18 protein-coding genes, 1 pseudogene and 1 riboswitch are annotated in these 24,777 nt (G+C 49.4%); of the genes and pseudogenes, 3 read left to right on the forward strand and 16 right to left on the reverse strand.

The annotated features are described in order from the left end of the window. The first annotated feature begins 133 nt into the window (after nucleotides 1-133). Nucleotides 134-2,161: a PA14 domain-containing protein gene (locus tag ACWJ62_RS16165; protein ID WP_449287122.1), complete on the forward strand. Its 2,028-nt coding sequence runs from the start codon at nucleotides 134-136 to the stop codon at nucleotides 2,159-2,161. A gap of 4 nt (nucleotides 2,162-2,165) precedes the next feature. Here ACWJ62_RS16165 and ACWJ62_RS16170 read toward each other — a convergent pair whose 3' ends face one another. Further along, nucleotides 2,166-3,566 carry a glycosyltransferase gene (locus ACWJ62_RS16170; protein ID WP_449287123.1) on the reverse strand — a complete coding sequence of 467 codons (1,401 nt, stop codon included), beginning with the start codon at nucleotides 3,564-3,566 and terminating at the stop codon, nucleotides 2,166-2,168. Nucleotides 3,567-4,356: 790 nt separating this feature from the next. On the opposite strand from ACWJ62_RS16170, the gene ACWJ62_RS16175 reads away from it, so the two are divergent. Continuing rightward, on the forward strand, nucleotides 4,357-5,166 hold the full coding sequence (locus ACWJ62_RS16175) for a hypothetical protein (RefSeq protein WP_449287124.1): 810 nt from the start codon (nucleotides 4,357-4,359) through the stop codon (nucleotides 5,164-5,166). Between the two features lie 35 nt (nucleotides 5,167-5,201). On the opposite strand, the gene ACWJ62_RS16180 is transcribed toward ACWJ62_RS16175, so the two are convergent. The 11 genes from ACWJ62_RS16180 to ACWJ62_RS16230 form a co-directional block, all read right to left on the reverse strand. Further along, complete coding sequence (locus ACWJ62_RS16180) at nucleotides 5,202-6,158, reverse strand: glycosyltransferase (RefSeq protein ID WP_449287125.1); 957 nt, start codon at nucleotides 6,156-6,158, stop codon at nucleotides 5,202-5,204. A 23-nt stretch (nucleotides 6,159-6,181) separates the two neighbouring features. Continuing rightward, nucleotides 6,182-7,555, reverse strand: coding sequence for a hypothetical protein (locus ACWJ62_RS16185; protein ID WP_449287126.1), 1,374 nt, complete (start codon nucleotides 7,553-7,555; stop codon nucleotides 6,182-6,184). After that, on the reverse strand, nucleotides 7,552-8,220 hold the full coding sequence (locus ACWJ62_RS16190) for an acyltransferase (RefSeq protein ID WP_449287127.1): 669 nt from the start codon (nucleotides 8,218-8,220) through the stop codon (nucleotides 7,552-7,554). The genes ACWJ62_RS16185 and ACWJ62_RS16190 overlap by 4 nt, the downstream gene beginning before the upstream one ends. Continuing rightward, entirely contained in the window at nucleotides 8,190-10,796 is a 2,607-nt protein-coding gene (locus ACWJ62_RS16195; protein ID WP_449287128.1) for an RIFT barrel domain-containing protein, read from the reverse strand. The genes ACWJ62_RS16190 and ACWJ62_RS16195 overlap by 31 nt, the downstream gene beginning before the upstream one ends. Before the next feature lie 96 nt (nucleotides 10,797-10,892). After that, entirely contained in the window at nucleotides 10,893-12,317 is a 1,425-nt protein-coding gene (locus ACWJ62_RS16200; protein ID WP_449287129.1) for a polysaccharide pyruvyl transferase family protein, read from the reverse strand. Nucleotides 12,318-12,337: 20 nt separating this feature from the next. Beyond that, the gene (locus tag ACWJ62_RS16205) at nucleotides 12,338-12,997 is read right to left on the reverse strand and encodes a PIG-L deacetylase family protein (protein WP_449287130.1); all 660 of its coding nucleotides are present in this window, start codon (nucleotides 12,995-12,997) and stop codon (nucleotides 12,338-12,340) included. 5 nt (nucleotides 12,998-13,002) lie between these two features. After that, nucleotides 13,003-13,788: a sugar phosphate nucleotidyltransferase gene (locus ACWJ62_RS16210; RefSeq protein ID WP_449287131.1), complete on the reverse strand. Its 786-nt coding sequence runs from the start codon at nucleotides 13,786-13,788 to the stop codon at nucleotides 13,003-13,005. A gap of 24 nt (nucleotides 13,789-13,812) precedes the next feature. Next, nucleotides 13,813-15,099 carry an NAD(P)H-dependent oxidoreductase gene (locus ACWJ62_RS16215; RefSeq protein ID WP_449287132.1) on the reverse strand — a complete coding sequence of 429 codons (1,287 nt, stop codon included), beginning with the start codon at nucleotides 15,097-15,099 and terminating at the stop codon, nucleotides 13,813-13,815. Nucleotides 15,100-15,126: 27 nt separating this feature from the next. After that, complete coding sequence (locus ACWJ62_RS16220; protein WP_449287133.1) at nucleotides 15,127-15,651, reverse strand: dTDP-4-dehydrorhamnose 3,5-epimerase family protein; 525 nt, start codon at nucleotides 15,649-15,651, stop codon at nucleotides 15,127-15,129. Between the two features lie 11 nt (nucleotides 15,652-15,662). After that, on the reverse strand, nucleotides 15,663-16,688 hold the full coding sequence (locus ACWJ62_RS16225; RefSeq protein ID WP_449287134.1) for an NAD-dependent epimerase/dehydratase family protein: 1,026 nt from the start codon (nucleotides 16,686-16,688) through the stop codon (nucleotides 15,663-15,665). A 17-nt stretch (nucleotides 16,689-16,705) separates the two neighbouring features. Continuing rightward, nucleotides 16,706-17,608 carry a glycosyltransferase family 2 protein gene (locus tag ACWJ62_RS16230; protein WP_449287135.1) on the reverse strand — a complete coding sequence of 301 codons (903 nt, stop codon included), beginning with the start codon at nucleotides 17,606-17,608 and terminating at the stop codon, nucleotides 16,706-16,708. Between the two features lie 147 nt (nucleotides 17,609-17,755). Between ACWJ62_RS16230 and ACWJ62_RS16235 the strand changes: the two genes are divergently transcribed. Then, a complete protein-coding gene (locus ACWJ62_RS16235) occupies nucleotides 17,756-20,116 on the forward strand; it encodes an FG-GAP repeat domain-containing protein (protein ID WP_449287136.1) in 2,361 nt (786 codons plus the stop codon). Here ACWJ62_RS16235 and ACWJ62_RS16240 read toward each other — a convergent pair. The 4 genes and pseudogenes from ACWJ62_RS16240 to ACWJ62_RS16255 all read right to left on the reverse strand — a co-directional run bounded on the left by ACWJ62_RS16240 (nucleotide 20,113) and on the right by ACWJ62_RS16255 (nucleotide 24,601). Continuing rightward, nucleotides 20,113-21,558, reverse strand: a complete 1,446-nt coding sequence (locus tag ACWJ62_RS16240) for a lipopolysaccharide biosynthesis protein (RefSeq protein ID WP_449287137.1) — start codon at nucleotides 21,556-21,558, stop codon at nucleotides 20,113-20,115. The genes ACWJ62_RS16235 and ACWJ62_RS16240 overlap by 4 nt on opposite strands. A gap of 96 nt (nucleotides 21,559-21,654) precedes the next feature. Continuing rightward, nucleotides 21,655-21,735: pseudogene (locus ACWJ62_RS16245) on the reverse strand (PEP-CTERM sorting domain-containing protein); the annotation flags it as partial. 576 nt (nucleotides 21,736-22,311) lie between these two features. Further along, the gene (locus ACWJ62_RS16250) at nucleotides 22,312-23,721 is read right to left on the reverse strand and encodes an exosortase/archaeosortase family protein (RefSeq protein ID WP_449287138.1); all 1,410 of its coding nucleotides are present in this window, start codon (nucleotides 23,719-23,721) and stop codon (nucleotides 22,312-22,314) included. Between the two features lie 130 nt (nucleotides 23,722-23,851). Next, nucleotides 23,852-24,601, reverse strand: a complete 750-nt coding sequence (locus ACWJ62_RS16255; RefSeq protein WP_449287139.1) for a PEP-CTERM sorting domain-containing protein — start codon at nucleotides 24,599-24,601, stop codon at nucleotides 23,852-23,854. 77 nt (nucleotides 24,602-24,678) lie between these two features. Continuing rightward, nucleotides 24,679-24,753, reverse strand: a riboswitch (cyclic di-GMP riboswitch). Nucleotides 24,754-24,777 lie beyond the last annotated feature (24 nt).

Raw genomic sequence — 24,777 nt, forward strand, 5'->3', positions numbered from 1 at the left:
AGGTACCTCTTTCTAACCCTTTCTTATTGCTAAACGATACATTGCGAAGTTGGCGCTTCCGCAAGCCCGATACGATACTTAGCCAAGTGACAATTTTTGCCCACTGCTATCTTCTCGTGTTCTGGAGCTTGATATGACAAAGGGAATGCTAGTTGTCTTATCGTTGTCCGGTATCTTGATGTCTGGTTGTCAGTCTCGGTCTGTAAGAGATATCGATTCACTTCCGCCTACTGCTGCTTTGCCTGATGAGAGCGAGCAGGGCACCGTAGATTTGCGCTATTTTAACGATGTTGAGGGAACCGATATTAATGCCTTGACTGGCTTAGCCCGCTTCCCCAACAACCCCGATGAGATTGTTCAGCTCAACCGACTTGAGGTCCCAGGTGGCCGTGGAGACAACTACGGCAGTTTGGTTCGAGGTTATATTGAGCCGCCTGCAGACGGTTTCTATCGTTTCTTCCTCTCCGGTGACGATGAAACCCAGTTTTTTCTCAGCACTAACCAATCGGTTGCGAATGCCTCCCTTGTAGCGACGGTACCCTCCTGGAGTCCACAGGGCGAGTATGACAAGTTCAGCTCACAGTCTTCGCCTGTGATTGAACTGGAGGCAGGAAAACGCTATTTCTTCCAGCTAATCCACAAGGAAGGAGTACTAGGTGATCACTTCAGCGTTGCTTGGGAAGGGCCCGGATTTGCTCGTTCGGTTGTTGAGGGGGAATACCTATATTCTGTCGCGAAATCCAGTGAGTTATATCCTGACGACATAATGGCTGTAGAGGCGTACGGGCGCGGGTACAGAGCCGGTTTTTTCGATGGTAAACAGGGTTTAGCATTTAGCCCCGGTTATCCGCCTTTAGATGAGGATCGGGATGGCCTATACGATAACTGGGAAGTGCAGGCTGGGCTCGATCCGTCAAACGCCACCGATGCGAGCTCTGATCAAGATGATGACCTATTAACAGCCACCGATGAATATTTAATTGGGTCAAGCCCAACCCTTGTTGACACCGACGGGGATGGAATTCCTGATGGTGCGGAATACGCCTTCGGTATTGATCCACTTGATCCGACAGACGCGGAAATTGACCTTGACGGTGATGGCTCTACTAATCTGGAAGAGTACCTCGCGAATACAGACCTTTCCGATCCCGAAGACCGACCGGTAGTTGAGGAACCAAGCGTTTCACCGGCACTGGTGGCGGGTGTGGCTGCCCAGTATTTCAGTGGTCGGAATCTTGACCAGTTTGTACTTGCGCGGCAGGAACCGGAAATTTCCAACGATTGGGGGAACGGTTCACCTGCGGAGGGAATACCCGATAATACTTTCAGTGCCCGTTGGTTTACCAGATTGATCCCACCACATGAAAGCGGCCAAAGGGAATACGAGTTTCGTGCGGTGCGGGACGATGGCGTCCGCGTCTACATTGATGGGGAATTGGTATTAGACGCATGGGCAGGCGTGACCACACGTGAGTATACAGGACGGGTAACACTCTCAGCAGTCACAGAACATGAGATGAGAGTTGAGTTTACTGAAGGGTACGGTGGGGCACGCCTATCTCTCGATTTGGTGGATCTAAACACTGGTGAAACTGTTGATCCTGCATCTACCTATTTCATCGTTCCGATGGATGCAAACGCTTCTGCCGACAGCGATGGCGATTCCATTCCGGATATCTGGGAAATGCAGAACGGCTTGAATGCCTGGGTTGCTGATGCAGAAACCGTCTATAACAGTCAAGGCCTATCCGGCATTGAAGCATATGAGTCCGGCGTTAACCCATGGACGTTGGAGGAAGCGGCGATGGTCGAAGTTGTCGATGATAGTGGCAGCGACGGAACCACCACCACCGAACCACCAACTACCACCGATCCCGAACCGGTCCCGCCGCCGACCGTCGACCAAGTGACGCTGTCTTGGACAGCGCCCGGCACCCGAGTTGATGGGACATCTATCGCTCTGAGTGAGATAGATTCCTACCAGATTAACTTCGGCCAGTCAGCGGGTAACCTCACTCAGACTGTGACAGTCTCGGGCGAAGAGACATCCTATACTTTTGACCAACTCGAACCAGGCGTCTGGTATTTCTCGGTAAGTGTGCGAGACAGCACGGGGTTATTGAGTGCGCCGTCCGAAGTTGTTTCCGAGACTATTCAGTAGGTCGTTATTTGGCATGCTGAATACACTTCTCCGCGAGGACCGCGGAGATACGCTGGATATCGAAGTCGTCGCGACTATCGTATCCGGAAAAGTTGTTAGAGTGCATATCCTCGGCAAGGCTGACAAGGAGGTCGGCTAAGGTCGAATCGTCATCAAATTCCACAACAGTGCCAATCTGTTTCTCGGCTACCAGTCGGCCTAAAGCTCCGTCTTTGGAGGTGATGTGAATGATGGGACGATTGATGCCAAGGTAATCGTAAAGTTTGGAAGGAACCTGAGTCTGCGTCGCCGGCTGTATGTTCACAACTGCGTCGGCTGATGCCAGGGCCGAGAGGCATTCCTGGTACGGGCGGGATGACTCGAGAATCAGGGATTCACTTTCAAGCAGATCGGCATAGCGCTCTTCGAGATTGTAATTTAATTGCACATCACCGATCTGACGGAAAACAACTCTTTTACCGCTTTCCGCCAGGGTTTCGTTGGCAAGCCGGATAGCCTTGAGTAGCACGTCGGGGTCTCTCACACCATAAAGAAAACCAGCATGGCATAACAAGAGAGTGTCTTGGTCGTGAATTCTTGGTTCGGCCTTAATTTTATCGAAGTCAGCGGAATCGAAGCCATTTGGCATAACAAAGAACTTTTCGGCAGGGATATCCTGATACCGGGCAACAAAATCTTGCATTAGTGGCTCGGTGTTGAGTGACACCGCAACAGCATGACGAACCACCCGTCGCTCCAGGCTATAACTGAATTTGTCCAGAACCTGTCCCTTGGACTGGTGAAAAGGGTTGTTCATCCATGGGTCTCGAAAATCAATAATGAGCGGTTTTCCTGTGGCCTTGCTGATCAAATAACCCACTATTAAACCAGACCAAGGCGACCCCGTAGCGAAAATGACGTTCAGTCTATTCTTCTGGACCACCCTGAATCCCTTTATGAACGCTGGGATTATCCAGGGACCTGCCTGGTCCGGGAAGTAGCAGAGGTTGTAGATGAAATCCTTTAAATGCTGGAATTTGCCTCGCTCTGACTCTGTTTGCGAAGCGCTACCTTCAAAGACTTTTTTGCTTGTTGGGCTATCGTTCTTTGATGCGCCGGACTTGGCGCCTTTACCCAGTGCTTTTCGCACCGATTGTCGAAGCCAAAGCATCACCTTGAACACGTCCCAACTGCGAACGCGATGAATGATCTCTGCTTTAACGGGTAGTTGGATATGTCCTAAGGCATCATTGTCTGGGCCCACAGCGGGACGGGTGGTCAATATATGGCATTGTCCGTTGTTTAGATTTCGCACGAATTTGACTGTGCGCAGGCTGCCGGGAACCTCCGTACTAGAGCATGGAGGGTAAAAATAGGCGATGAATAAAACTTTGTTTTTCTGAAGGTCTGAGACACTCTTCGTCATAAAATTCCCTTAGTTAAAGAAGGGCCGATCCTCGGAAACCCTTGTCAATATGATGATTTGGTACGCGTGACTTTGCCTTCGCCCTGTCGAAGGCTCCTAACGAACTCGTAATAGAGCGTACACTCTGAGAAGAGGAGACCAGAGGTACCATTGGAGTTCACTAACTATCAAGCTTAACCGACGCCAATCATTCTTCCGCTGAGGAAGGTTTTAATAACTCTACAGGATATAACAGTTTTTTTGGGGAGAATTACGTCTATTTCCTTTTGTGTAAGAGTGAATGATCAGTGCTAGACTGAAAATACTGTTACAAATGAAAGCGCGTAATTACAAAGTGTTGCCAAGAAATTGTGACTAATTCACATCGACTTTGCACGTAGTGTCTTACTGTCATTTATCAGAGCGTTACTCATTGAAGGGTGTGTGTATGAAACTTTGTAAAGGCCCTGTTTCGAAGTGCCTATTCGCTGCGTCCATTGCGTTCACCGCCGCCAGTTTGCGGGCAGAGATACTGTTTGAAGAGGACTTTAATGATCAGCCTGATTGGACTCCGGTCATGCATGGCAGTACCGACGGCACGCAGAGGGCAACAACTCATGTAATTCCTGAAGGGTGGTACTCTATTCGGCATGACCCTACGTGGGCACCCTCTACTGGTCATCCTGATAGGCATGAGACAATTGAGATATTGGCCTCGAACGCGGACAAAGCGAGAGGTGGCAGTGGTAAATCGATGGTGAGCTACAGGGACTCTCATGACCCAGGGTGGAAACGATGGAACTCAGAATCCATGATGGTCAAATATTTTCCCGACGGATATGACCAGCTCTATGTAGAGTTTTGGATTAGATTCGACAGGAATTGGACCAGAAAACCCATTTCGGGAACGCCTGATCCGACATCCAAACTATTCCGAATCTCCAGTTGGCGAGGAGATGGGAGCGAATATCAAGCATTCGGTGGTGGTGATCTTGGGCCCATCGCACTTTGGGACTATACAGTAAATTCCTATGGAGTTCGTAACCGAATAAGCCTTAGAGGTGGCCCCCATGGCGACAATTATGGATTTGATAGCGGTGATATCTCCGGCCTACCGAGGTCTTTAGTGGGTAGTGGGGACTTGAGTATGAATTTCACTGCAGACGTGCAAGGTATGGGTGTCGATGGAAGCGATCCGCGTATTGAGGATAGGGTGAAAGGCGGCTACATCGACGTGAATTCAAATGCGACCATAACGCACGATCAAATATTCGGGCCCGGTGATTCCTGGACTAAAATAGCCATATTCGTAAAGATGAACTCGGCTCCCGATGCGAAAGATGGAGTATTTCGTCAATGGTTAAATGGTGAGCAAATTTTTAATGTCACAACAGTTCCTTGGATACGTTCTTCTGCTTCTGAAAGTGAAAATGCGAAATGGAATTTGGTAGCTATTGGAGGGAACGACTTTTTTCAGTCTTATCCAAACTCTGAAAGACATGAAGAGTGGTATTCAATCGATGATTTAGTAATTAGAAATGATATTCCGCAGGATTTGGGAGGTGATATAGTCGATGGGGCAATGGCACCACCTAACCCCCCGTCAGTGCAGGTCCAATAAATTTTCTATTAAAAAGGGAGGTGGGTTGTGAATTTTTATTCTAAAATTCGTAACCATTTCCCTATGCTTTTGAATAAGCCCATAGCTCTTCCAGTTAGATAGAGCCAGTCTAGTGCGTAGATAGGCAAAATATTTATGGTATTCTGTATGCGGCGTCTAGAGCGCTTTATTCGCTTTGCCGAAAGTATAAAAGGTAAAAAAAGCGCAAACGAAAGTGAAGGTAAAGTGTGCGTAAATTTTCCTGAAGCTAAAAAAAAGGCCGATATTGAAATAGATGAAATATATAAGAGAATAATGTAAAAAGTTGGATCAGTAACAGATGATTTAATGTTCTGTATGTAGTTTTCAGAATGCCATACTTGCCTCCAAAAAAAGGTTTTGATATCCGTAGGATTGCCTAGATGAACTACAGCAAGCTCCTTTCTGACAATGACATTGTAATTAGCAGCCATAAGATCATGAGTTAGCTGGCTGTCCTCTCCAGAGGTAATTGATTCGCTAAAAGCCCCTACGCTGAAGAAATGATTTTTGTTTATAAAGATAGCGCCGCCAAGAAGACTTTTTGGTAGATCGCGATCTTCTAGCAGCCAGAATTTTTCAAGCCAGTACGGGTCCTTCCTCAATATGTAGGGTCCACCAAAGATAGTATTTGGTTCACTTAAAATTAGCTGAGCCCCGTTTCCAAGCCAATCTGGTGGTGCAACACAATCACTATCTAAAAAACCTATTATGTCTCCTTTTGCATGCCTTGCGCCAAAATTCCTGACTGCTCCAACTGGGCCTTGGTCTTTATGAAGAACTTTCACTCCATAGGATTTTGCGATCTCGACAGTTCTATCTTTCGATTTATTATCGACGACTATTACTTCGAATCTATCTTCTGGATAGTTCTGCGATTTCAGGGCACTTAGACAGGTGTCTATATAGGTTTCCTCATTATGGGCGGGTAAAACTACACTTACAAAAGGTATTGGCTCTAAGCTGCGATTCACTCTGTCACCTAATAAGTGGGCATTTAAGATCTATCAATTAATTTGTTCACAACTGATTTGAACTTCCCGTTAGCGCCCCTGATAATGCTGCTCTTTTCTTGAATAACAACGTGCATTTCTGAACAGGTTCGACTAATTAGATTGCGTTTTAGTTGGTCAGTGTCAATGTTTGAGAGGTTATCTCGTGGAACAATGTTGATTGTGCACATGTTCAAGCTATCTTGTACGACCTGCGCCTCTTTAATTCCATAAACTCCCTTGAATATATGGTCAATTCGGCCGATTTTTCGACCGTCAGGGGTTTCAATGTAGTCGTCTACGCGGCCAAAAATTTCTTCTAAGTATGAGATGGCTGAATCTGCTGTTTTATTGTTGTTTGCTGTTGCTGTGTCACGTAAATCGTAACGAAGAAGAGGCATATGATAATTCGTTAGAGATGTTGCAATAATCCTATTCTGTTTCTCGGAAGACTTACTCGAGTTCAGTTCTGTAATTCCAATTAAAGGGTTAAGACGATAGAGGCCCTCGTTGTCTTGACCAGCAAATATCAGATATTCAGCAGTACCATAGTAATCAAACACTTTGCACCCAAATACGTCTTCAATTACCTGACGCTGCCAGCTCAGAAGTGTTTCAGAGTTGGTGACAATTGCCTTTGGCTTGAACCGGGGTTTGACATCGGCTAGTTGGTAATGGGTTGCTAGATCAGCTATTGCTGATGGGTAACCAATTATTTCTAAGGGGGCAAACTTGTTTAGCCTTTCATAGTACCATTTAAAGCTGTTTGCATTAAGGTGATAGCTAGAAAATATCAGCTGGTTCTCGGCCAAATTCATGCGGGCATAAGGCGGATTAAGGTCGTCTGAATTCTGAATCATGCGACCAGCAAAAGTGGCACGGCGGGCACCAAATGGTACTCCATGGTATTCCTCATGCTCGACAACTAAAGCCATAGCAAGCTTATATGTATATTCATCCAAATCTAGGCTAAGAGGAGTTCCTGTGCTTCCACTAGTATTCTGCGTTATATAAGCTTTTTCTCCAGGCAAACGAAATAACTGTATATTGCTTTGAAGTGTTTGTTTGTCAAGGATGGGGAGGCGATTTAAAGCGCTCAGGTCAGTAAAGCTATTTTCATGGTATCCATACTCAGAAAACAATTTCTGGTAATACGGGATGTTATTTCGACAGTGCCTTACTATAGAAAAAAGTCTTTCATTTTGGTAAGCGTTGATTTGATCTTGATTCCAATCTCGTGAATCCCTGACTGCCTGGAGTATATTGTTATAAATTCCCGTATAACGTTTTTTGTATAGTTTATATCCATAAGCGGATACTAATGTGTTTTGTAGCCACACAGGAGAGCCGAAATAAAATTTTTCGGATATAGATGTCATGTATCGCTTCTCTCTTCCTTAAATTTTTTGCTAAATTGCTCTTTCTTATTATTAAAGCGGTTTGAGATCACTCGAGCGGGATTTCCGGCAACAATGGCACCCTTTTCAAAAGATTTTGTAACAACGCTACCAGCAGCGACCACGGTTTTCTCCTCAAGGTTTGCCATTATTAATGCCTGATTTCCTAGCCAGCAATCCTCGCCTATGGCTATTTTTGTGTAGGTTCCACCTTGCTCTTGAATAGGCGTGGATAAATCCTCAAAGTTATGTTGTTGTGCGCCGCTTAATATATGAACGCCACTACCGATAAGTGTATTCTGACCTATAAAACATTTGCCAATATTGCACTGTGGTCCAATGTATACACCAGGACCTATCGTAGTATTTCTATGAGATAATATAGTTAAGAAACCAATCGATATTTCATCAGATGTATTTGGGCATGCCAAGCTATAGAAAGATGCCCTAATGTATATTCCCACCTTCCCTGGTGCGAGACTGAGTAATTGTGAAAATCCCTGGAAAACGCTTTCGGATTTCGAAAGTGGTGTCAGGGCGACATAGATAGCGTAAATTGGGAAAGAAAACGCTAAGAATAAGCCTTTTACTATCCTTTTCTTTATTTTTTTACTCTTCATCGCTGTTTGAGCCTCGTCTTGAGCCATGCGACTTCCCGCGACGGGCGAAACGTTATTAATGCTCGAGTTAGGCGGGAAAAAACGCGACGAACTAAAATCGACCACTTCAAGTTAGGAGAGCCAAACGATTGTCTTCCAATTCGGTCTTGGGCATCACTAAGCGTGTCAATATCTCTTAATCTGTGAAACCCATAATTCTGAAGTAAAATAATTTGTACCCGTGAGTAATGTCTTTCATGGCTTTTCGCGAGATAGGTTAGCGTACTATCAAGCCATTTGTTCCCTTTTTCAGAATAATTTTCATACCTTTCCGGGCAACAGTGTGCTCCTTGGAAGATTATCGAAGATTTTCGGATGTCTTGCGCCGCCCATGTGGCATTCGGAAACTCTAGACGTTCGCTTGCCAAGAGAAATAGGGTTTCGTGCTTCTCCATCCATTCAACATAGTGAAGGAATGCTGAATGCATATAGCTCCAGTGTTCGTCTCTCCCTATGAGCAACTGTCTTAGCCTCAGATATCTCGCCAATGATGTTAAAAGAACCAGGTAGGACCATCCCGTTTCGACGCTTAGAAGTTCTCGTTTTGGAATATCGTCTGAAGGATGGATTGTATTGTCCAGGACATTTTCGGCCTTTGATAACCACGGTCCCGACAGGTTCAAAAACCACGCATCCATCAAGGCATTAAGGTAATTTCCGGTTCCTCTTGTGAATGGATATCGGTGAAGAGTAGGGGATTTGCCTGTGAGAAAAGCTTTCAATTTTGGGAACTCATACTTTTTCAGTGCCAGGCACTGTTCCAAAAAGCCACCCTCGCCCTCATGTAGGGTTACCATCCAACTGACCAGATCGAGAACGGCTTCTCTTGAACCTTCGTCGCCTGTAATGAGGTAGTGGTATAGCAACCCTGTTGTGTAACAGTGCTCCGCGGCTGGACCTCCACCGGTCTGTCCCGGAGTCGAACTGGTTTCGTTATGCTTGGAGAAGGTTCTGTGTGTGGAAGTATGCGCATCAAGGTAGTGATCTGTGTGCCAGAAAAGGCCATTGTTGTATTCGCTACGGTCCTCCTCGGTGTGATAGATATCGATGTCGGACACGTGTCTTGCCAGGTCATCCATCAGTTCAAACCAGCGGCGATCTCCGCTCAGGGCGAACTGGCGCGCAAATCCGTAAATAGCGTCGTATTGGTTATTGTAATGAGAGATGTATGGAGGCTCGCCGTCGGCCTGGTAGAGGGTTTCGTGATCGGCGAAAATATCCCCGAAATTGCGCCACCCATACTCGTCAATAACTTCGCGTTTTGCGAAAAAGTTACTTTCGCCTTCCAGTCCTTCTAGGATCAGGTCGTCCAGTAAATCTCGCGGTCTGTTCGATTCAAACCAATCGAACGCTTCGGTCTTTTCAAAGTGCCCTGGATCAAGGGTTGGTATCAGCGGCGCGTGCGTCCAACACAGTGCAGTGCTGTCTTCTCCGTAACAGAGCCACGCAGTCTGCGTTTTTCTCTCTCCACCTTGGAGTTCGTAGGGGAAAGACGTGTCAGGCGGAAATAGCCCGAGTATCAAAACATTTTCTTCACTTCCAATAGCAGAAGGGAAGTTTTGCCAAAAGTGTTTGATACTGCCCTGAACGGAACTCCCATTCTGGTTGCTTAGGCCAGCAATAGGGGACGCGCGGTTACATGCTTGGACCAGTTCTTCACCGCTGTGCACTCGGTAACCGCGAAAACTGGTGGTTATCCTACCTTCGGCATCCATATGGTTTCTGCTATGCCACTGGTCCCCTCCGCTGGAATCCTGGTAGAGATAAAGCCGCTCCTCGGCGTTGGATTCAAACGCCGACTGATCTAAGTCGGGAGTCAGCCACGTTTTGCTCGCGGTGGGAAGTTTGGCACGCACGGTCAGCGCTCGAAAGTGCACGGATCCGGGATCGCCGAGGTCCCAGAGGCCTCCAGGGTGCTGAGCTCTTCGAGGATTGTGGATACAGGTTTGGAGTTCTACGGTAGGGGTGTTCGCAAATACACGTAGGCTGAATCGAAATCGTGCCAAAATGGAGTGATCATGAGTTCGCCACGATCCTTGGGCTGACACGGTAATGGATACAGGCCCCGCTTCGGTCACATGCCAATTCGAGTCCATAACCGCTGAACAGGGTGCGCCAGACGTTGTTGTCACCGTAAGTTCGTGGGGTATTGCTGAATCTTGAGTCCCGTGGCTCGCATCCCAGCTCAGTTTTCCCTTGGGGAAACGGAATTCGGAAAGACCCGTAAATACGCGGAGAGTGTCACCTTCAAATAGATATTGAAGAGGAGAGGGCTGTTGGCCAGTTTCCGGATCGACTTTATTCAAGTGAAGCGTCAAACCTGTTGATGGTGCTTGTGAAACAAGAAAGCTGAGCTTGAGCCACCGAACACTTCCATCGGGCCAAAACACCATTGGTTCTGACTGGCATTGAATTAATTCATTGTCACTGCTGTTGGTCAGTTGGAGTTTTTCATGTGTCTGTAGGGCCCCTTTGGATATGGGGATGCCCAGCTGAATCGGTTCGCCGAAACGTGCAATACCAGCGTATTCATTTAGGTGAATGTTAATGGGTTCCATATCCATTTGCGTAGTAAAGCTCCGTGCTACGATTGAAAAAGCAATTATCTCGGAAAACAGGCGGCATCTTGTTCTTGTTCAGCTTTTAGTAGCTAAGAAATATCATTCGTTGGACTCATCTTTCTGTTTCAGAAGTCGGCACAGGGCCAGATATTGACGATCCAGGTTCTGACCATACCGGTGTAGATGTTCTCCAAGCTCTTCCGCTTTCGCGTGGCGATTTTTCAGCAAGGTTCGGTATTTATGGATCAGCGTTTCGCTTGTGAAATCGTCCAAATCAACCCAATACTCGCTCAAGCCTACATCATCCAAAAGCTCCGCAGCTTTACGATAGTAGCAAATCCCCAGAACAGGCTTTCCCAATTGGAGAGGAAGTACAGTAGCGTGAAAACGCGTTGCCACTACGATGTCTGCGCGCTCCAATGCGGACATCAACTCAACCACTTTCGAGCTTCGGGTTATACGAACGCGGGTCTGGCAGTCACTGAAATCCGGATTTTTCTGGAGCCGCTCGACGATATCATCTATCACATTTTCATCTTTCTCCTGAGTACTGAATAGCTCCAGGATATGTCCGTCCCCAAGGATCGTCGAGCAGAGTTCACTGAGTTTATCAACGTAGGCCGTAAACTTATCATCGTCTGCTTTATACCAGTAACGTTTGTCATAAACTGGCATCGGGTTCACTGCGACGATACTGGGTTTGTCCTCTTGTCGCCTCTGATTTGGGAACGATTGTTTACCATTTAATTTGTGTGCAATGTCTGGGAAAACATCAGGCGCCATACCAATTTTCGAGTGAAGAAGCGATTTTGAACCTTCATCCCGCACTGAAACATAGTCCGCCTTGCCCAACGTCCATTTAAGAAAACGGAAACTAAGACGGTTTTCGAGTGGCCCTGCGCCCACGCTGATAAACGCAACTTTAGTAGCGGTCTGTTTCGCTATAAATGTCCACTTCATCAATGTGTAGGGAAACCCCCATGGTCCCCCAAAGTTGTCCAGGAACTGGTTGGACCCAGTAACCAACAACAGATCAATACCCCGGAGATGGGCCTTGGCAATCTTCAGAAATCGAATCTCTTGTTTTGCTGTGTGACGGAAGTCGAGTAGGGCTTGGGTACCCTTCAGGAGTGGGCCCAACAGTGGTAGGGATTTAAGTTGTTGCTTCCAGGATTTCTGAATTCGCGATGAGGAGGTATTGGGAGGTGCATGGTTTGGCCCTCTATCGGTTGCTAGCGCCTGATCTGTAGCGCTCCCGGGCTCGATGTAGCTCAGGTTCTCTGCGAAAAAGTCTTGCCGATAACGGATAGGAAAGGCCTTCACGCCATGCCGTCGAGCACTATCAAACGGATCAATCGAAAAGCAATAGATTTCTGGATCGCCCAAGTGATGACGGAGATTGTTGATTGCGGCCTCTATGATCGCCTCATCACCGAGATTCTTGTTACCGTAATGCCCGAAAACTGCGATACGAGGGCGCCTTCGCGCTGCTTTGGAGCTTTTTGCTGACCTCTGTGTATTCATTTCAGTAGCACCAAATGACATTAAACGGCCACGATCATTTTTCGGCTGTAAAATGCCTCGGCGATCGTCTCATCTGCGTTGCACTCCATTCCCCGAATGCGCATTAAACTCCAGAAAAGATCATGGCTGAACCAAGGCTTTTCGGCCTGAGAAGGATAGGCCTGCTGCAGGTGACGGATCTTTTTGTCCCCATTGTGTTTTGCCAGTGGTACAAAGAGATTCGGTTGCCCAATATCGCCATCCCATTTTGGGATTTCGTACTCCAGAATGAGGTTGTTTCTGAACGTGTTCCAGGTCAGATCGGATACCGCCCGGTGATCCTGGTGCAAGTCTTTCCGGTAGTGGGTAAAGATCAGGTCAGGTGAGGGAATACTGGCCTTGATTGACTCGAAAGTTTCCTTGAGGCGAACAGGTTCGGCTGGCAAAAAACCATCCCGAAAGTCTAGAATTCGGACATCAAGAGAGTCTGCGCCTTCACAAAACAGCTCAGCTCCCGCCTTGGCTTCTTCCCGCCGTTCGTCATTGGACGCGAAGACCACCCAGGTTATCTCGATATCATTGCGACCTTCCAAAAGGGCCAGCAAGGATCCTCCACAGCCGATCTCGATGTCGTCACAGTGCGCACCAAGGCAAAGGACCCTAAAAGGCGATTGTTCTGGGTTCAGCAAAGTTTGGAGCATGGTGTTTAAACCTTCTCCCGCCAAACCTGCCAGGGGCATTCCCCGCTGGCATTAAGCTCATCAAAGGCCTGCTTATCCTTGAACGTGTCCATGCATTTCCAGAAACCATCGTATCGGTAAGCTACCAGCTCATTTTCGGCTATCAGTCGCTCGAATGGCTCGTGAACGAGCTCTTCGCCATCCTGTAGATACTCATAGATTCTTTTCTTGAAAATAAAAAAGCCGCCGTTGACCGTCAGGCCGGTATTCGTTGTGTCCTGAATACTGTGCACGGTACCGTCGTCGTTGAGCCGAACATAATGGAATGACTGTTGCGGTTGCACGCAAAGAAAGCAGGCTGTTTTTCCGCTCTTCTTGAAGAACTCGAGCATCTCGTCAAGAGGTACATCCGAAAGACCATCAGCGTAGTTGGCCATGAACATATCGTCGGGGCCGAGATCGTCCAGATACTTCTCGACTGCCTTAAGGCGCATGCCGATGTTCGATTGGAGCCCGGTATCGGCGAAGGTGATCTTCCAGTCGTGGATGTCGGTTTTGGTCAGGTGCGGTTTGCCGGCTTCAAGCACGAAATCGTTGGTTAGGCACTCGTCATACTTCAGGAAATACCTTTTGATTACGTGCGCGTTGTGCCCAAGGCAAATAATGAAATCTTTATGCCCATAATGGGAGTAGAACTTCATCAGGTTCCAGACAATCGGCCGGTGGCCAATGGGAACCATGGGCTTGGGTATGTTTTCTGAGAATTCACGCAGGCGCATTCCAAGTCCGCCACAAAAGAGTACTACCTTCATAACACTGACTCCCTTCAACTGCCTCTATGAGCAAAGTGTAGCAATCATTTCTTCTCTGAGTTGGTCAATCAGGCGACCGCCGGGCAACTCAACATCATCATAGGTAAGTGCCTGGTCCATAGGCACGTGGCGCTTTACTTTGCAGTTCTGGGCCACGCCCATTGGCAACAGGTTGTCCCTCAGGCTGGTCTCAAAGTTGTCGATCAGGGCGTAGTTGGTAAAGCCTCCTATGCCATCGAGAATGTCGCCTTCATTGAGGTCCTTTTTGGCGATTGCGACTGCTTCGCAATAGGGCTTTCCAAGAGGTGTAACGGCAGCGTCATTACAAAGAACGCCCCGACAAACCGTGATGGGTATTTCCAGCTGCGGAAGATGAAAGGGGGTGTAGAACACGTAGAAGGGACCATCGCCCATTTTCAGGTACTTCAGGTATTCCTGCTTCATCGGGTTGTCGGTGTAACCGACAATGAATGCGCCAGTGTAGGGAGAGGCGCCAAGAAGAAAATCCACGATACCTTTGCCCGGTAAGAAGGCATCCTCGGGGAAGTGGCTAAGGCAGGTACGAACATCGTCACATGCTGGCCCGTACATGCCGCGCTTGCCAACGCCAAAGCCAAGTGCGTTCGCAGTAACCGTAAGCTCCATGGACAATTTGGTGCCGTCCACGAAAGACGTCATCATGTGCGGCTTCTGGTTGTTTGCTTCTGCAAAAGCCTTTTGGGTTTCAGGCGTCCTGTGAACGTCGTAGAAACCCTTGAGGTTGCCGGCACCCACAACCTCGAGACCCATGGTGCGAACGTGGCGTGCGAGGTTGGAAGCTACACCGGGTTCGTCACCGTCTGAGTTTGAATAGACCACGCCATTCTCTTTGGCATAGTGCTTCATCAATGGACCCACGGTTGCGTCCATTTCGCAGTTCAGTACGAAGGTATGCTTGCCGGCCTTGATGGATTCCAGAGCGACCCAGGCGCCGTACTCGACCTCGCCCGTGGTCTCCAGAACGGCGTCAATGGAAGCAGCGTCGAATGCAACTCTGGCGTCGTTTGTAATACAAGGCGTATGGGACTGGATTGCTTTTTCCAGTTCAGTACTGGTGGATATAAACCGAGCGTTCTCCACGCCGGCATTGCGAAAAACCGCTTCGGCGTTCTCGGGGGTTCGGTTGACGATTACCGCCAACTGAATCGCCGGGAATGAACTCTCAATCTGTGCGGCTATGTGTTTCGCGCTGTACCCCGCTCCGACCATGGCTAGCCTGATCGGACGGTCTTCCTTTACCCGCTTTGCAATCTCTGTGTCGACTATGATCATTTCGAATCCCTGTCTTTTTATTTATTGTCAGAAATTATTCCAGCTCTTGTCGTTATCCGAGATCGCTGTGATGGGCAGCGGCCATTCGATGCTAAACGCAGGGTCATCGTGGCGAACGCCTGTTGCGGATTCCGGATGGTAGAACTCACTCGTGTGGTAATAGATCTCGGTGTCGTCCACCAGCGTCTGGTAACCCGTTGCGCAGCCTTCGGGAACGTAGAGCATTCGGCTATTTTCCGCTGTCAGTTCGACTGCAAACCACTTTTTGAAGGTGGGCGAGTCAGGGCGCAGATCTACAATTACATCATAAATGGCACCACGCGGGCATCGGATGATTTTCACTTCCTGGTGCGGGGCCGTTTGATAGTGGAGTCCTCGGAGGGTGCCTTTCAGCGGGCTCACTCCGATGTTGGATTGTTTGATCGTGGACACGAGTCCCATCTCTTCCATTTCTTTCTCGCACCAGAGGCGACCAAAGAAGCCTCTCTCATCGCCAATTCGCTTGACGTCGATCAGGTAGGAGCCCGAAATTTCCGTTTCAGTAAATATCATCTGTTCGACCCTTAGATCTGCCAGACCAGGTTGCGATCGAGTTTGCCTTCCTCAATCAAATTCATGATATGAGCAATACGTTTGTAGCGGATGCCTTCGTAGTCGTCTTTACTGAGTCCGAATCGCAGATAGGATTCGTAGCACTGCTCGACACCCTTGCGCGCCGTCCACCTGGTTTTGAAATCCGGAAACACCCGATGAATCTTGTCAAAATTGACGCGGTAAGAGCGTGGGTCCGGGCCAGCGTCCTCTGCGTATTCAACCTCACAGTTTGGCACGGTTTCCTTGACGAACTGCGCTAGGTCCCGCATCTGGTAGTTTTCTTCGTTACTACCGACATTGACGGCGAGGTTATGTATCACATCGCGTTCGGCCTTGAGGGCACAGATCACTGCCTGGGTGATATCTTCAATATGAACAAGAGGGCGCCAGGGTGTGCCATCGCTCTTCAGAAGAATCTTGCCGGTTGTGTGGGCCCAGGCCACCAGGTTGTTGATAACCAGATCGAACCGGATCCGCGGCGAAACTCCGTAGGCGGTTGCATTGCGAAGAAACACCGGGCTGAAAGTTTCACTGGCCAGTTTGGAAACGTCTTCTTCTACCAGCACCTTGGATTTGGCGTACGGAGTAACCGGGTTGAACTGGGCCGTTTCATCAAGAACGTCTTGTCCCGCTTTTCCGTACATGCTGCAGGAGGAAGCGAACAGGAAACGTTGCACGCCAACAGAACGTGCCAGCTCTGCGATTTTTACGGAAGCGTGATAGTTGATGTCATATGTCAGATCGGGATTGATATTCCCGAGCGGATCGTTTGAAAGTGCTGCCAGATGGACAATAGCGTCAAAGCCCTCAAGGTCTTCGGCTGTAACGTCGCGTACATCTTTGTAGATGGAGGGCACGTCCATGGGCTCGTCGCCATACGTGCAGTAGCGATAGAGATCGGTATCCAGGCCGGTGACATCGAATCCTTCCTCAAGCAGCATCGGCACCATAACCGTGCCAATAAAACCTCTGTGGCCTGTAACTAATACCTTCATAATCTCTCCTTGCTGATTCAGGGGCGCTTGATGAGCCCGTATTTGATGACGTCCATCAGTTCATTCTTCATCGGATCTTTATACCAATAGGCCCGTTTGAGAAGAAACATAGACAGCACCCGTTTGTCCTCAAGCGATATAGGCGCTCTCCAGACGGCTTTGTAGTACTCCTTAATGCTTCGCCAGGTCTGCATCACCAGCTTTCGCTTTGCCGGATCCCAGAAATTCTTCTGGCGCTCGCTATCATCACGTTTCCAACTGCTGGCCTGCGGATGCATGCGGCGATTGAAGAGGTGAACAGGCACTTCTCTGAACTTCCCATAGAGAGACAGCTCTACAACCAGATTGATATCTGCTGCCACGTAGTTGCCGAGTAGCGCAGTGCGTGCAAGGGCATCACGCCGCATAAGTCCGTAAATTACGTTTTGCAGCCCCAGATTCTGAAGGCAGTCTTTAAACCGCTGGGAGGCAGACTCCGAAGTGAGATTCAGCTTATCTTCGTAAGCTTCTGTAAAAGCGCCGTATTCATCAATTATGTGGGTCTTACCGTAGGCAAGAACTACATCGTGATCGGCCTCTAAAACCTCAAAACACTTTTCAATCAACGTGGGTTCAATCGGGTCATCGGCGTTCTGCCATCGAAAATATCTGGATTGGGCCGGCTCAAAACAGACTGTGTAGTTTTTCGACGCACCCAGGTTGACCGAATTACGAATATACCGGATTCGCGAATCTCGCCCGGCGTAATCTCGGCAGATTTCTTCGGTACGGTCTGTGGAGGCGTTGTCGGCGATGAAGAGGTCAAAGTTGTCGAAAGTCTGGTTCAGTACGGAACGAAGAGTGTCTTCCAGATAGCGTTCGCCATTGTAGACAGGCATGCCAATGGCCACCGGACTGGTTTCGTCGTACTGCTGATTCATGGTGCTATCCTTCGCCGAACCAATAACTTCAACTTAATGTTAATATTAGTACATTATTGTAACGAAGTGTAGCGAGCGCTCCCAAGTTTTCCGCCTCTGCGGGGCCCGCTTCCTGTCATCACACGGACGTTTCTGGGACCAAGTAATATGCAGCCTTTACGCATTGTGGCACTGGCAATCTGCGTCGCATTAACCGGGTGCGACTCACCCCAGCCCACCGATTCAGAACCCGCGAGTTCTTTCTTCGAACGTGAAACCATCGATCCGAACGGGCCAAATGCTCCCTGGGGCAAAACAATCGGAGACATCAATGGTGACGGGCTCTTGGACATTATTATCGGAGGGCATCGGCCCAGGCACCTTACCCTTTTTGAGAAGGTCGCGCGCAAACTCGGTATTTCTGAATTTTCTGATCGCTTGGGCGAGCTGGTGTGGTATGAGAACCCGACGTGGAAACGCCACACGATTACCGAGTCACTGGCAATCAGGACAGATATTGAAGTTTCTGACATTGATGGCGACGGCGCCAACGATATTGTCCTTGTTTCCGACAGCGGCATCGTGTGGTTGAAGAACGGTGACTGGAGTACGCATTTGATTGGTGAGGGAAAGTATCACGATGTTGAGGTGGCCGACCTGGATCACGACGGGGCAACCGAAGTGATCGTTCGCAATCAGTCCCTGTTCGGCTATGAGAACGGAAATTTCATAAGGATCTTCAGACAGGCAACTAGTGCTCAATGGAGCTATGAAGATCTGTCTGTTCCGCATGGAGAGGGGCTTACGCTGGAAGATTTGGATAAGGACGGTTTCCGGGACATCGTAGCGAGTGATGTATGGCTCAGCAATCCGGGCGAATCCCGGAATCCGTGGGAAAAAATCCAGTACACCGGTGCCGGTGAAGGAGGCTGGCACTGGCATGATGTCTACATCGATACCGGTGATTTCAATGGCGACGGTTGGCCGGATATCTTGCTTTCCCCATCAGAACCGGTTGGGGCCTTCTATGAAATCGCGTGGCTCGAAAATCCGGGCGGGGAAACTGGCCAATACTGGGAGAAACACGTGGTGGTGGAGAACGTCGAAACCGTTCATCACTTTGTGGCAGCTAGGGATGTGGATCTTGATGGCGACATGGACGTGCTTACTGCCGAGATGAATCAGGGGGAAGGTGAAAACCCGGTTTCTGTTTACCTGAACGAACCGGGCGGTTGGGTTCAAAAAATATTGTCTCTCGGAGGTGGCCATAGTCTCAGAGCCGTGGATATTGACAATGATTTTGATGTCGATCTGATCGGAACGAACTGGCAGATTGAAAACTTTCAAGGCGAGTACTCTGTCTGGTTATGGCGCAACAAATTGGATTTGCAACAAGGATGGGTGCGACATGTGATCGACGATAACCGCCCGGGGCAGGCAACGGCCGTTTTCGCCGAAGATTTCGACGGTGACGGCAGAAAAGACCTGGTGAGCGGTGGATCCTGGTATCGAAACCCGGGCGCGTTGGGTGATCAATGGGAGCGTTCGGAGTTAGGGGCTGGTGCAACTGACGCAGCTCTTGTTCATGATTTCGATCGGGATGGGAGGCCTGATGTTCTTGCCACGGGGTGGCGTGCCTATGGTTATCAGACACCCTTTTGGGAAAAGCTGGCGAACTGGGTTGCTGGTTCCCGGGCTAAAGAAGGTAATCACGGAGAGCGACTTGTCTGGGCAAGGAACCTTGGCGCTGGCGAATTCGAAATTATCGAGAACATTCAGACGGCAAGCGGAGATCTTCTGCAGGGTAGCGCAGTGTTTCCTGTAGAGGATAACAATGAGGAACGTGTGCTCCTGTCCTGGCATGCTGCAGGAGAGGGTCTTCAATCGATTACTGTTCCGAAAGAGGCTCGAGACAAGGAATGGGCGTGGAACGAGTTCAGTTCCCTTTCATTGGATGAGGCTATTACCGTCGCGGACCTGGACGCGGATCAAAACCCCGACGTGGTTCTCGGGACGGTCATATTGTATGGGAGAGGGGCTGGTGACCGGGAAACAGTTTGGATCGACGAAGAAGGACTAAAGCCCGACCGGAATGTGGTTTCAGATTTGAACGGTGACGGCCTTCCAGATATTGTCGTGGGATTTGAAGCCGTGAGTGAAACAGGGGATTTGGTCTGGTACCAGCAATTGTCTGAGGAAGGCAGTTGGACAAAGCATTTGATTGCTCGATTGACAGGGCCTATGAGTCTCGGCGTGGCGGATATGGATGACGACCGCGATCAGGATGTGATCGTCGGAGAGCATGACCTCCGGAATCCTGAGCGGGCAAGAATCCTGTGGTTCGAAAACCGAAACAATGGAGAATCGTGGTTGCCGCGATTGATACACCAGGGTGACGAACACCACGATGGCGCACTGGTCGTGGATTTGGATGCCGACGGCGATCAGGATGTTGTTTCGATCGGTTGGGGGCATCACAAAATAATTGTTTACGAAAGTGTCAATGCTTATGGAGCAGCCTCTGACTAGCGCCTGAACTCTTTAAGTATGTATCGAACCTGGTGCCACTCTTCGGTTTTCCTGAGTAGCAATATGGCTGCGCAAATTGCGGTGAGTGCCGACGTGATAATGAATAAACACCCACGAATAGCCAATTCCCAAAATCCTTGAATCTCTCCGAGATGCATAACCATCATCAGGCCCGTACCTGCGGTCGATCCCACTGCTCCGGGTATTATTAGGAATAGGAGCTTCGTTTGGCTGAATCCAGTCCAGTGGTTAAGAAGTATCAATAATGCGATGGTGGTTGCTATAGCCAGCCCCCCGCGAAACCAGGCCATGTTTGTCAAAGAGTCTGTCGCAAAGACAAGCAAGACAATGATAATGATGGCCGTCGAAATCAGATCGAAGGTAAACAGTGCCCGCACTCGCCCAAGCGCAATAATGGCATCACTGATCAGCGCGAAAAGACAAAAGGTCAGGAAAAAGAGTGCGAACGGTCGCAACAGGTGGCTGTACGCCTGCCATTGTTCGCCGAGAAGAGTCAGTACAATCAGGTCGGGGTACAGCATCAGAAAGGTTGTGAGGGGGGTGAGAACGGTCACCATGATTGCCAGGCTGAATCTAACCCGATAGGCCAGTGAGTCAGGATCGTCTTTTACCCGGGCAATCGACGCCAGAAGCGGCTCGCTCATTGGAATGATTGCGGAGAGGGCTGGCAACAGGCTGATTTCACGGACCAGGTTGTAACCGCCTAGTGCAGAAGTGCTGAACTGCTTGGAAACGATCAGGTTGTCTATTTGCGAACGCGTAAAACCGACAATGCCCCGCAGCAAAAGCCACTGAGAAAAATTCCATTGTTCCCGCGCATTCTCAAGGCTCCATTTGGGTCGGTATGGATGAACCCGATAAGAACCGATGGCAAACACGGCTGCAGAGAGCAGGCTTCCCAGAACGATTGCCCAATAACTCTGGTATAGCCAGGCGATGGTGATCACAGCAATAAACGATAGTCCCTTTTGCCAGAGGGTGAGTCTAAATAGAGGGCGGTAGTCTATCTCCCTGACGGCCTGCATCATTCCCGGGGTACGAAGTGCTCGGAGGGGAAGGGCAAGGGTGGCTATGGCCAGAGCAAGTGCCAATTCTGGCGTTTCGAAGAAAACAGACAATAGCGGTGCTGAACAAATGACGGCGAGAGCAACGAACGACTTGATCAGAATGTCCATTGTCCAGGCAGTATTAAGATCGCTGTCGTGGAGTGTTTCTTTCTGGACAATGTACTGTTGGTTACCGATCTCCGCCAGCAGCTCAAAAAACTGGAGGACGATGGTGATCAACGCGATGATCCCGAAATCATCAGGCGTCAATAGTCGAGCGAGGATCAGCGTGCTAATGATACCCAGTCCGCGCTGAACGACCTGCATACCCAGCAGCAAAGCAGCACTTTTGATGACTTTCAGGCTGGCGGACATAAAGGTTATGCAATTCGGTAGAGGGTTTGGCGTTTACTATAGGCACAAAAAAAGCCAGCGCAAGCTGGCTTTTTTCTACCTGAGAACTAGGCGTAATCAGGCTTTACGGCGGCGGGCAGCGCCCAGACCGGCGAGACCAAGACCCAAAAGGGCTAGTGTGCCTGGCTCGGGAACGGCTTCGGTAATGACTGTCAGTACTGATTTGCCAACGTAGAAGTCGCCGTAGAGCGATGTCACGGTAACGTCCAGGTAGCCATCAGCATTCAGCGCGCCAAGTGCCTGCGCTTCGAGATTATTGCCGAAATTTGCTGTACCGAACTGAATGCTATCGGTATCAAAATCGAAGGCTTCAATGACAAACAGAATCTTTTCTCCCAAGTCAAAAAAGCCTCCGTCATCCGAGATATTAATCTCGAGAGTACCGCTCACAGCACTGCCTAGGGCGAAACCGTCGTCGTTTATGTTGTGCGTGTATGAGTGGCTACCCCACCAACCAACGTATTGATTCTGATTAAAGGTGTCCGTGATCATACCAGCATTTGCGCCAGATACAGCCAAAAGTGTACCCGCTAATACCCCTCCAATTGCCTTATACATAGCATCACCTTCCTGTGTTTAGTGTCGTGTTGCACTGATTAATAAAGCAATGGCGGGGCCAACATGGGTAAAGTCTTTTAAAACAATAAGTAAGGAGCTTGAGAGTGCAGCGGCAACTGGTCAGGTGTAAAACGGGTCGACAGGCCAGAATTAGCTTCAGATATCAGTCTCGGCCTCAAAGGCAGCAATGCGGTCCAAAGCCTCTTCACAGTTTGAGGTTTTGCACGCGGCCTGCAGTGAAATCAGTGCAAACCGCGTTCTTCCGCTGTAGATCGCTGGCAGCTGCAATAACTTGGCTTTAACGTAGGTGTCTGTGCGGTAGGCGCCAACAGCGTAAATATGTGAGACAACTACCCTCCGAGGTGTGCTGATACGCCTCCATATTTCCTTGCCTGGAGCTGGTGTCGCTTCCCTGAACCACATATCGCGATCCACGAGTGGCGGTAGGTAGGGGACGATCTTTTCATCCACAGAATGACGTTGGATCTGTGCCAGAGCTACGAAAACCTCCGTGCCTTCCTCCATGAAGAATTTTTGTTCAAGTTGATCAGGCACCTGGAGAAATAAGGGAAGGGCCGGCGCACTTATTTCGCGGAAGTCAGCGCCTGTGATCGAGAGTGGAGGCTCCTCTATCTCCCTCGCCTGAACCATGAAAACCGCCCCTGTCCCAGCCACCAGTGCGATAAAAATAAAACCAAAGGCGGGGTAGCTGATCACGTGATCATTACCGATCTGTAAAGTTTTTCGGCGCCTCACTGGAGCCAGAGCAAGCGCTGGTAGTATAAAAGCCGCAAACACTATCCACCCGAACAACTCGTGTTCACGAACCAGGGAACTTTCCATATTTGTCCAGTCAGCTATCAGCACCAATGCAATGATGCGGACCCAGTTAATAACCAGGGCCAGGACGATAGAGCAGGACATTATCATTGCCCAGCCTCGCCACCGATAGTCGTTCAGGATTGCCGTGAATGCTCCAAGCACCATTGCAATCGCGAGGAAGCCGATGCCTGAACAACCGTCTGCAATAACGAGTCTGCCGTAGGCGAGCGTAATGTTGCTGCCTTCAATCAGTGCGGTTATTCCCATGGCGCTGACAGCGCTCCCGACGACGACGGTGGCCACGTCCACCAGTATCGGAATGAGGTCAGCCCATATAGGTAGGGATAGGCCGAGCAGAAGAAGGTATGGAATGAGCTTCAGCGCGCCCCCGAGCCCTAGTAGAGTCCACGTGATTGCGAAAAGGCTGACTGGCAAGGTGAGATAGGCCAGCGTATCGATTCGAACCAGTTCAAGTGCTGCCCACGCGAAAGTGATAAGAATGAGCAGTATTCCTCCAACAAGACGACTACAGAACCTTTTTTCAGGCCAGCTGCTATCCAGAGGTGGGTGAACAATAAGGAGGGCCAGATAGGCAATAGCTGTGGGTAGGCCGTGTGACATGGTCTGCTCCCACTTAAGCCAGATTTCAGCGAGCCTGGCCCATGAGGGATAGAAAACCACAACGGATGCGAAGGTGGCCAAGAGAAAGGGCCAAGCACGAGAAAGCCGGGGAGCCAAAGTCATCCGTAACCTGAGAATCCTGTTATTGATTTACTGCAAAGAGTATCGCCTTATTCTTCTCTCGTCATCAGGTCTGGCCAGGAAAATACCCCACCGCATGGGCGGTGGGGTTTCTGGATAGTGCTAGCGGGCCTTAGGCTTTGCGGCGCCGAATGACACCGAGGCCGAAAAGGCCCATGCCAAGAAGTGCAAGCGTTCCAGGTTCTGGAACCGGGACGATGTCCTCTACGTAGACCAGCATGTCGTTGTAGTCCATATCTGATCCGTCCTCGAAACCGAGGATGTAGTCATCGCTCTCCCAGAGTACGCATTTCTCAGGAGTATCTTCACTGCAGCCGTAGGTTATTTCGCTGCCAAGATTGATCTGCTGCCCCTTTCCTTTAATGGCAACAAAACGCTCAACGCCGCCATTACGTTCGGCATCGGAATAGATTACCGGAGCGCCACCGCGACCCAGGTAGAAACCGAATTCCTCGCTAGCGAAGGTACCCTTTTTCTGGTTGTTGACGTAGACGCTGTAGCTACCACCCGAGATGTCGAAACTGACTTGGGCGCGGTTGGCGTTGTCAGTTACGGGCCCGTTGAAGCCGCCACTGGTCGTGAAGCTGCCTTCGTCCGCACCGTTAAACAACTCGACGTAGTTATCGCCGTTGTAGATGCCGAAAGACTGTTTGGACAGCATAGACGTGATTTCAATCAGAAAGGTTGCTGTGCTGTTGCTTCCGTCTGGGGAAGAGGTAAAAAACGGTTCGGTGCTTACATCATTGTTTTTGGTATCGCCGAGCACATTAACGCTGGTTCCCGAGACAATGAGATTGTCGTTGATAATCTCACTGAGGTTCGCCTCAGAACCGTTGTTAATGAATGCTGCTTGAGCAGACATGGCGCTCAGACACGCTACAGCTAAAGTCGTTCTGGCCAATTTCATTGTACTGATACTCCGTCAAGGTGTAGTGCGTTCCGTGCAACCCGGCTATCTCAGAGAGATCCGTGGCTTTCCGTCCCTCTCTCGCGAGAGGTTTGGCGTCGGGGGAACTATCCCCACTCTTCTTAATATAC

Source organism: Marinobacter sp. PE14, assembly GCF_053566155.1.

Coding starts and splice junctions, on each gene's coding strand:
- ACWJ62_RS16210 (WP_449287131.1), bottom strand. CDS start 13,788: ATGAAGGTAGTACTCTTTTGTGGCGGACTTGGAATGCGCCTGCGTGAA.
- ACWJ62_RS16205 (WP_449287130.1), bottom strand. CDS start 12,997: ATGCTCCAAACTTTGCTGAACCCAGAACAATCGCCTTTTAGGGTCCTT.
- ACWJ62_RS16175 (WP_449287124.1), top strand. CDS start 4,357: ATGATGGTCAAATATTTTCCCGACGGATATGACCAGCTCTATGTAGAG.
- ACWJ62_RS16195 (WP_449287128.1), bottom strand. CDS start 10,796: ATGGATATGGAACCCATTAACATTCACCTAAATGAATACGCTGGTATT.
- ACWJ62_RS16215 (WP_449287132.1), bottom strand. CDS start 15,099: ATGATCATAGTCGACACAGAGATTGCAAAGCGGGTAAAGGAAGACCGT.
- ACWJ62_RS16255 (WP_449287139.1), bottom strand. CDS start 24,601: ATGTCTGCTCAAGCAGCATTCATTAACAACGGTTCTGAGGCGAACCTC.
- ACWJ62_RS16240 (WP_449287137.1), bottom strand. CDS start 21,558: ATGTCCGCCAGCCTGAAAGTCATCAAAAGTGCTGCTTTGCTGCTGGGT.
- ACWJ62_RS16165 (WP_449287122.1), top strand. CDS start 134: ATGACAAAGGGAATGCTAGTTGTCTTATCGTTGTCCGGTATCTTGATG.
- ACWJ62_RS16220 (WP_449287133.1), bottom strand. CDS start 15,651: ATGATATTTACTGAAACGGAAATTTCGGGCTCCTACCTGATCGACGTC.
- ACWJ62_RS16190 (WP_449287127.1), bottom strand. CDS start 8,220: ATGGCTCAAGACGAGGCTCAAACAGCGATGAAGAGTAAAAAAATAAAG.
- ACWJ62_RS16225 (WP_449287134.1), bottom strand. CDS start 16,688: ATGAAGGTATTAGTTACAGGCCACAGAGGTTTTATTGGCACGGTTATG.
- ACWJ62_RS16230 (WP_449287135.1), bottom strand. CDS start 17,608: ATGAATCAGCAGTACGACGAAACCAGTCCGGTGGCCATTGGCATGCCT.
- ACWJ62_RS16170 (WP_449287123.1), bottom strand. CDS start 3,566: ATGACGAAGAGTGTCTCAGACCTTCAGAAAAACAAAGTTTTATTCATC.
- ACWJ62_RS16235 (WP_449287136.1), top strand. CDS start 17,756: ATGCAGCCTTTACGCATTGTGGCACTGGCAATCTGCGTCGCATTAACC.
- ACWJ62_RS16200 (WP_449287129.1), bottom strand. CDS start 12,317: ATGAATACACAGAGGTCAGCAAAAAGCTCCAAAGCAGCGCGAAGGCGC.
- ACWJ62_RS16185 (WP_449287126.1), bottom strand. CDS start 7,555: ATGACATCTATATCCGAAAAATTTTATTTCGGCTCTCCTGTGTGGCTA.
- ACWJ62_RS16250 (WP_449287138.1), bottom strand. CDS start 23,721: ATGACTTTGGCTCCCCGGCTTTCTCGTGCTTGGCCCTTTCTCTTGGCC.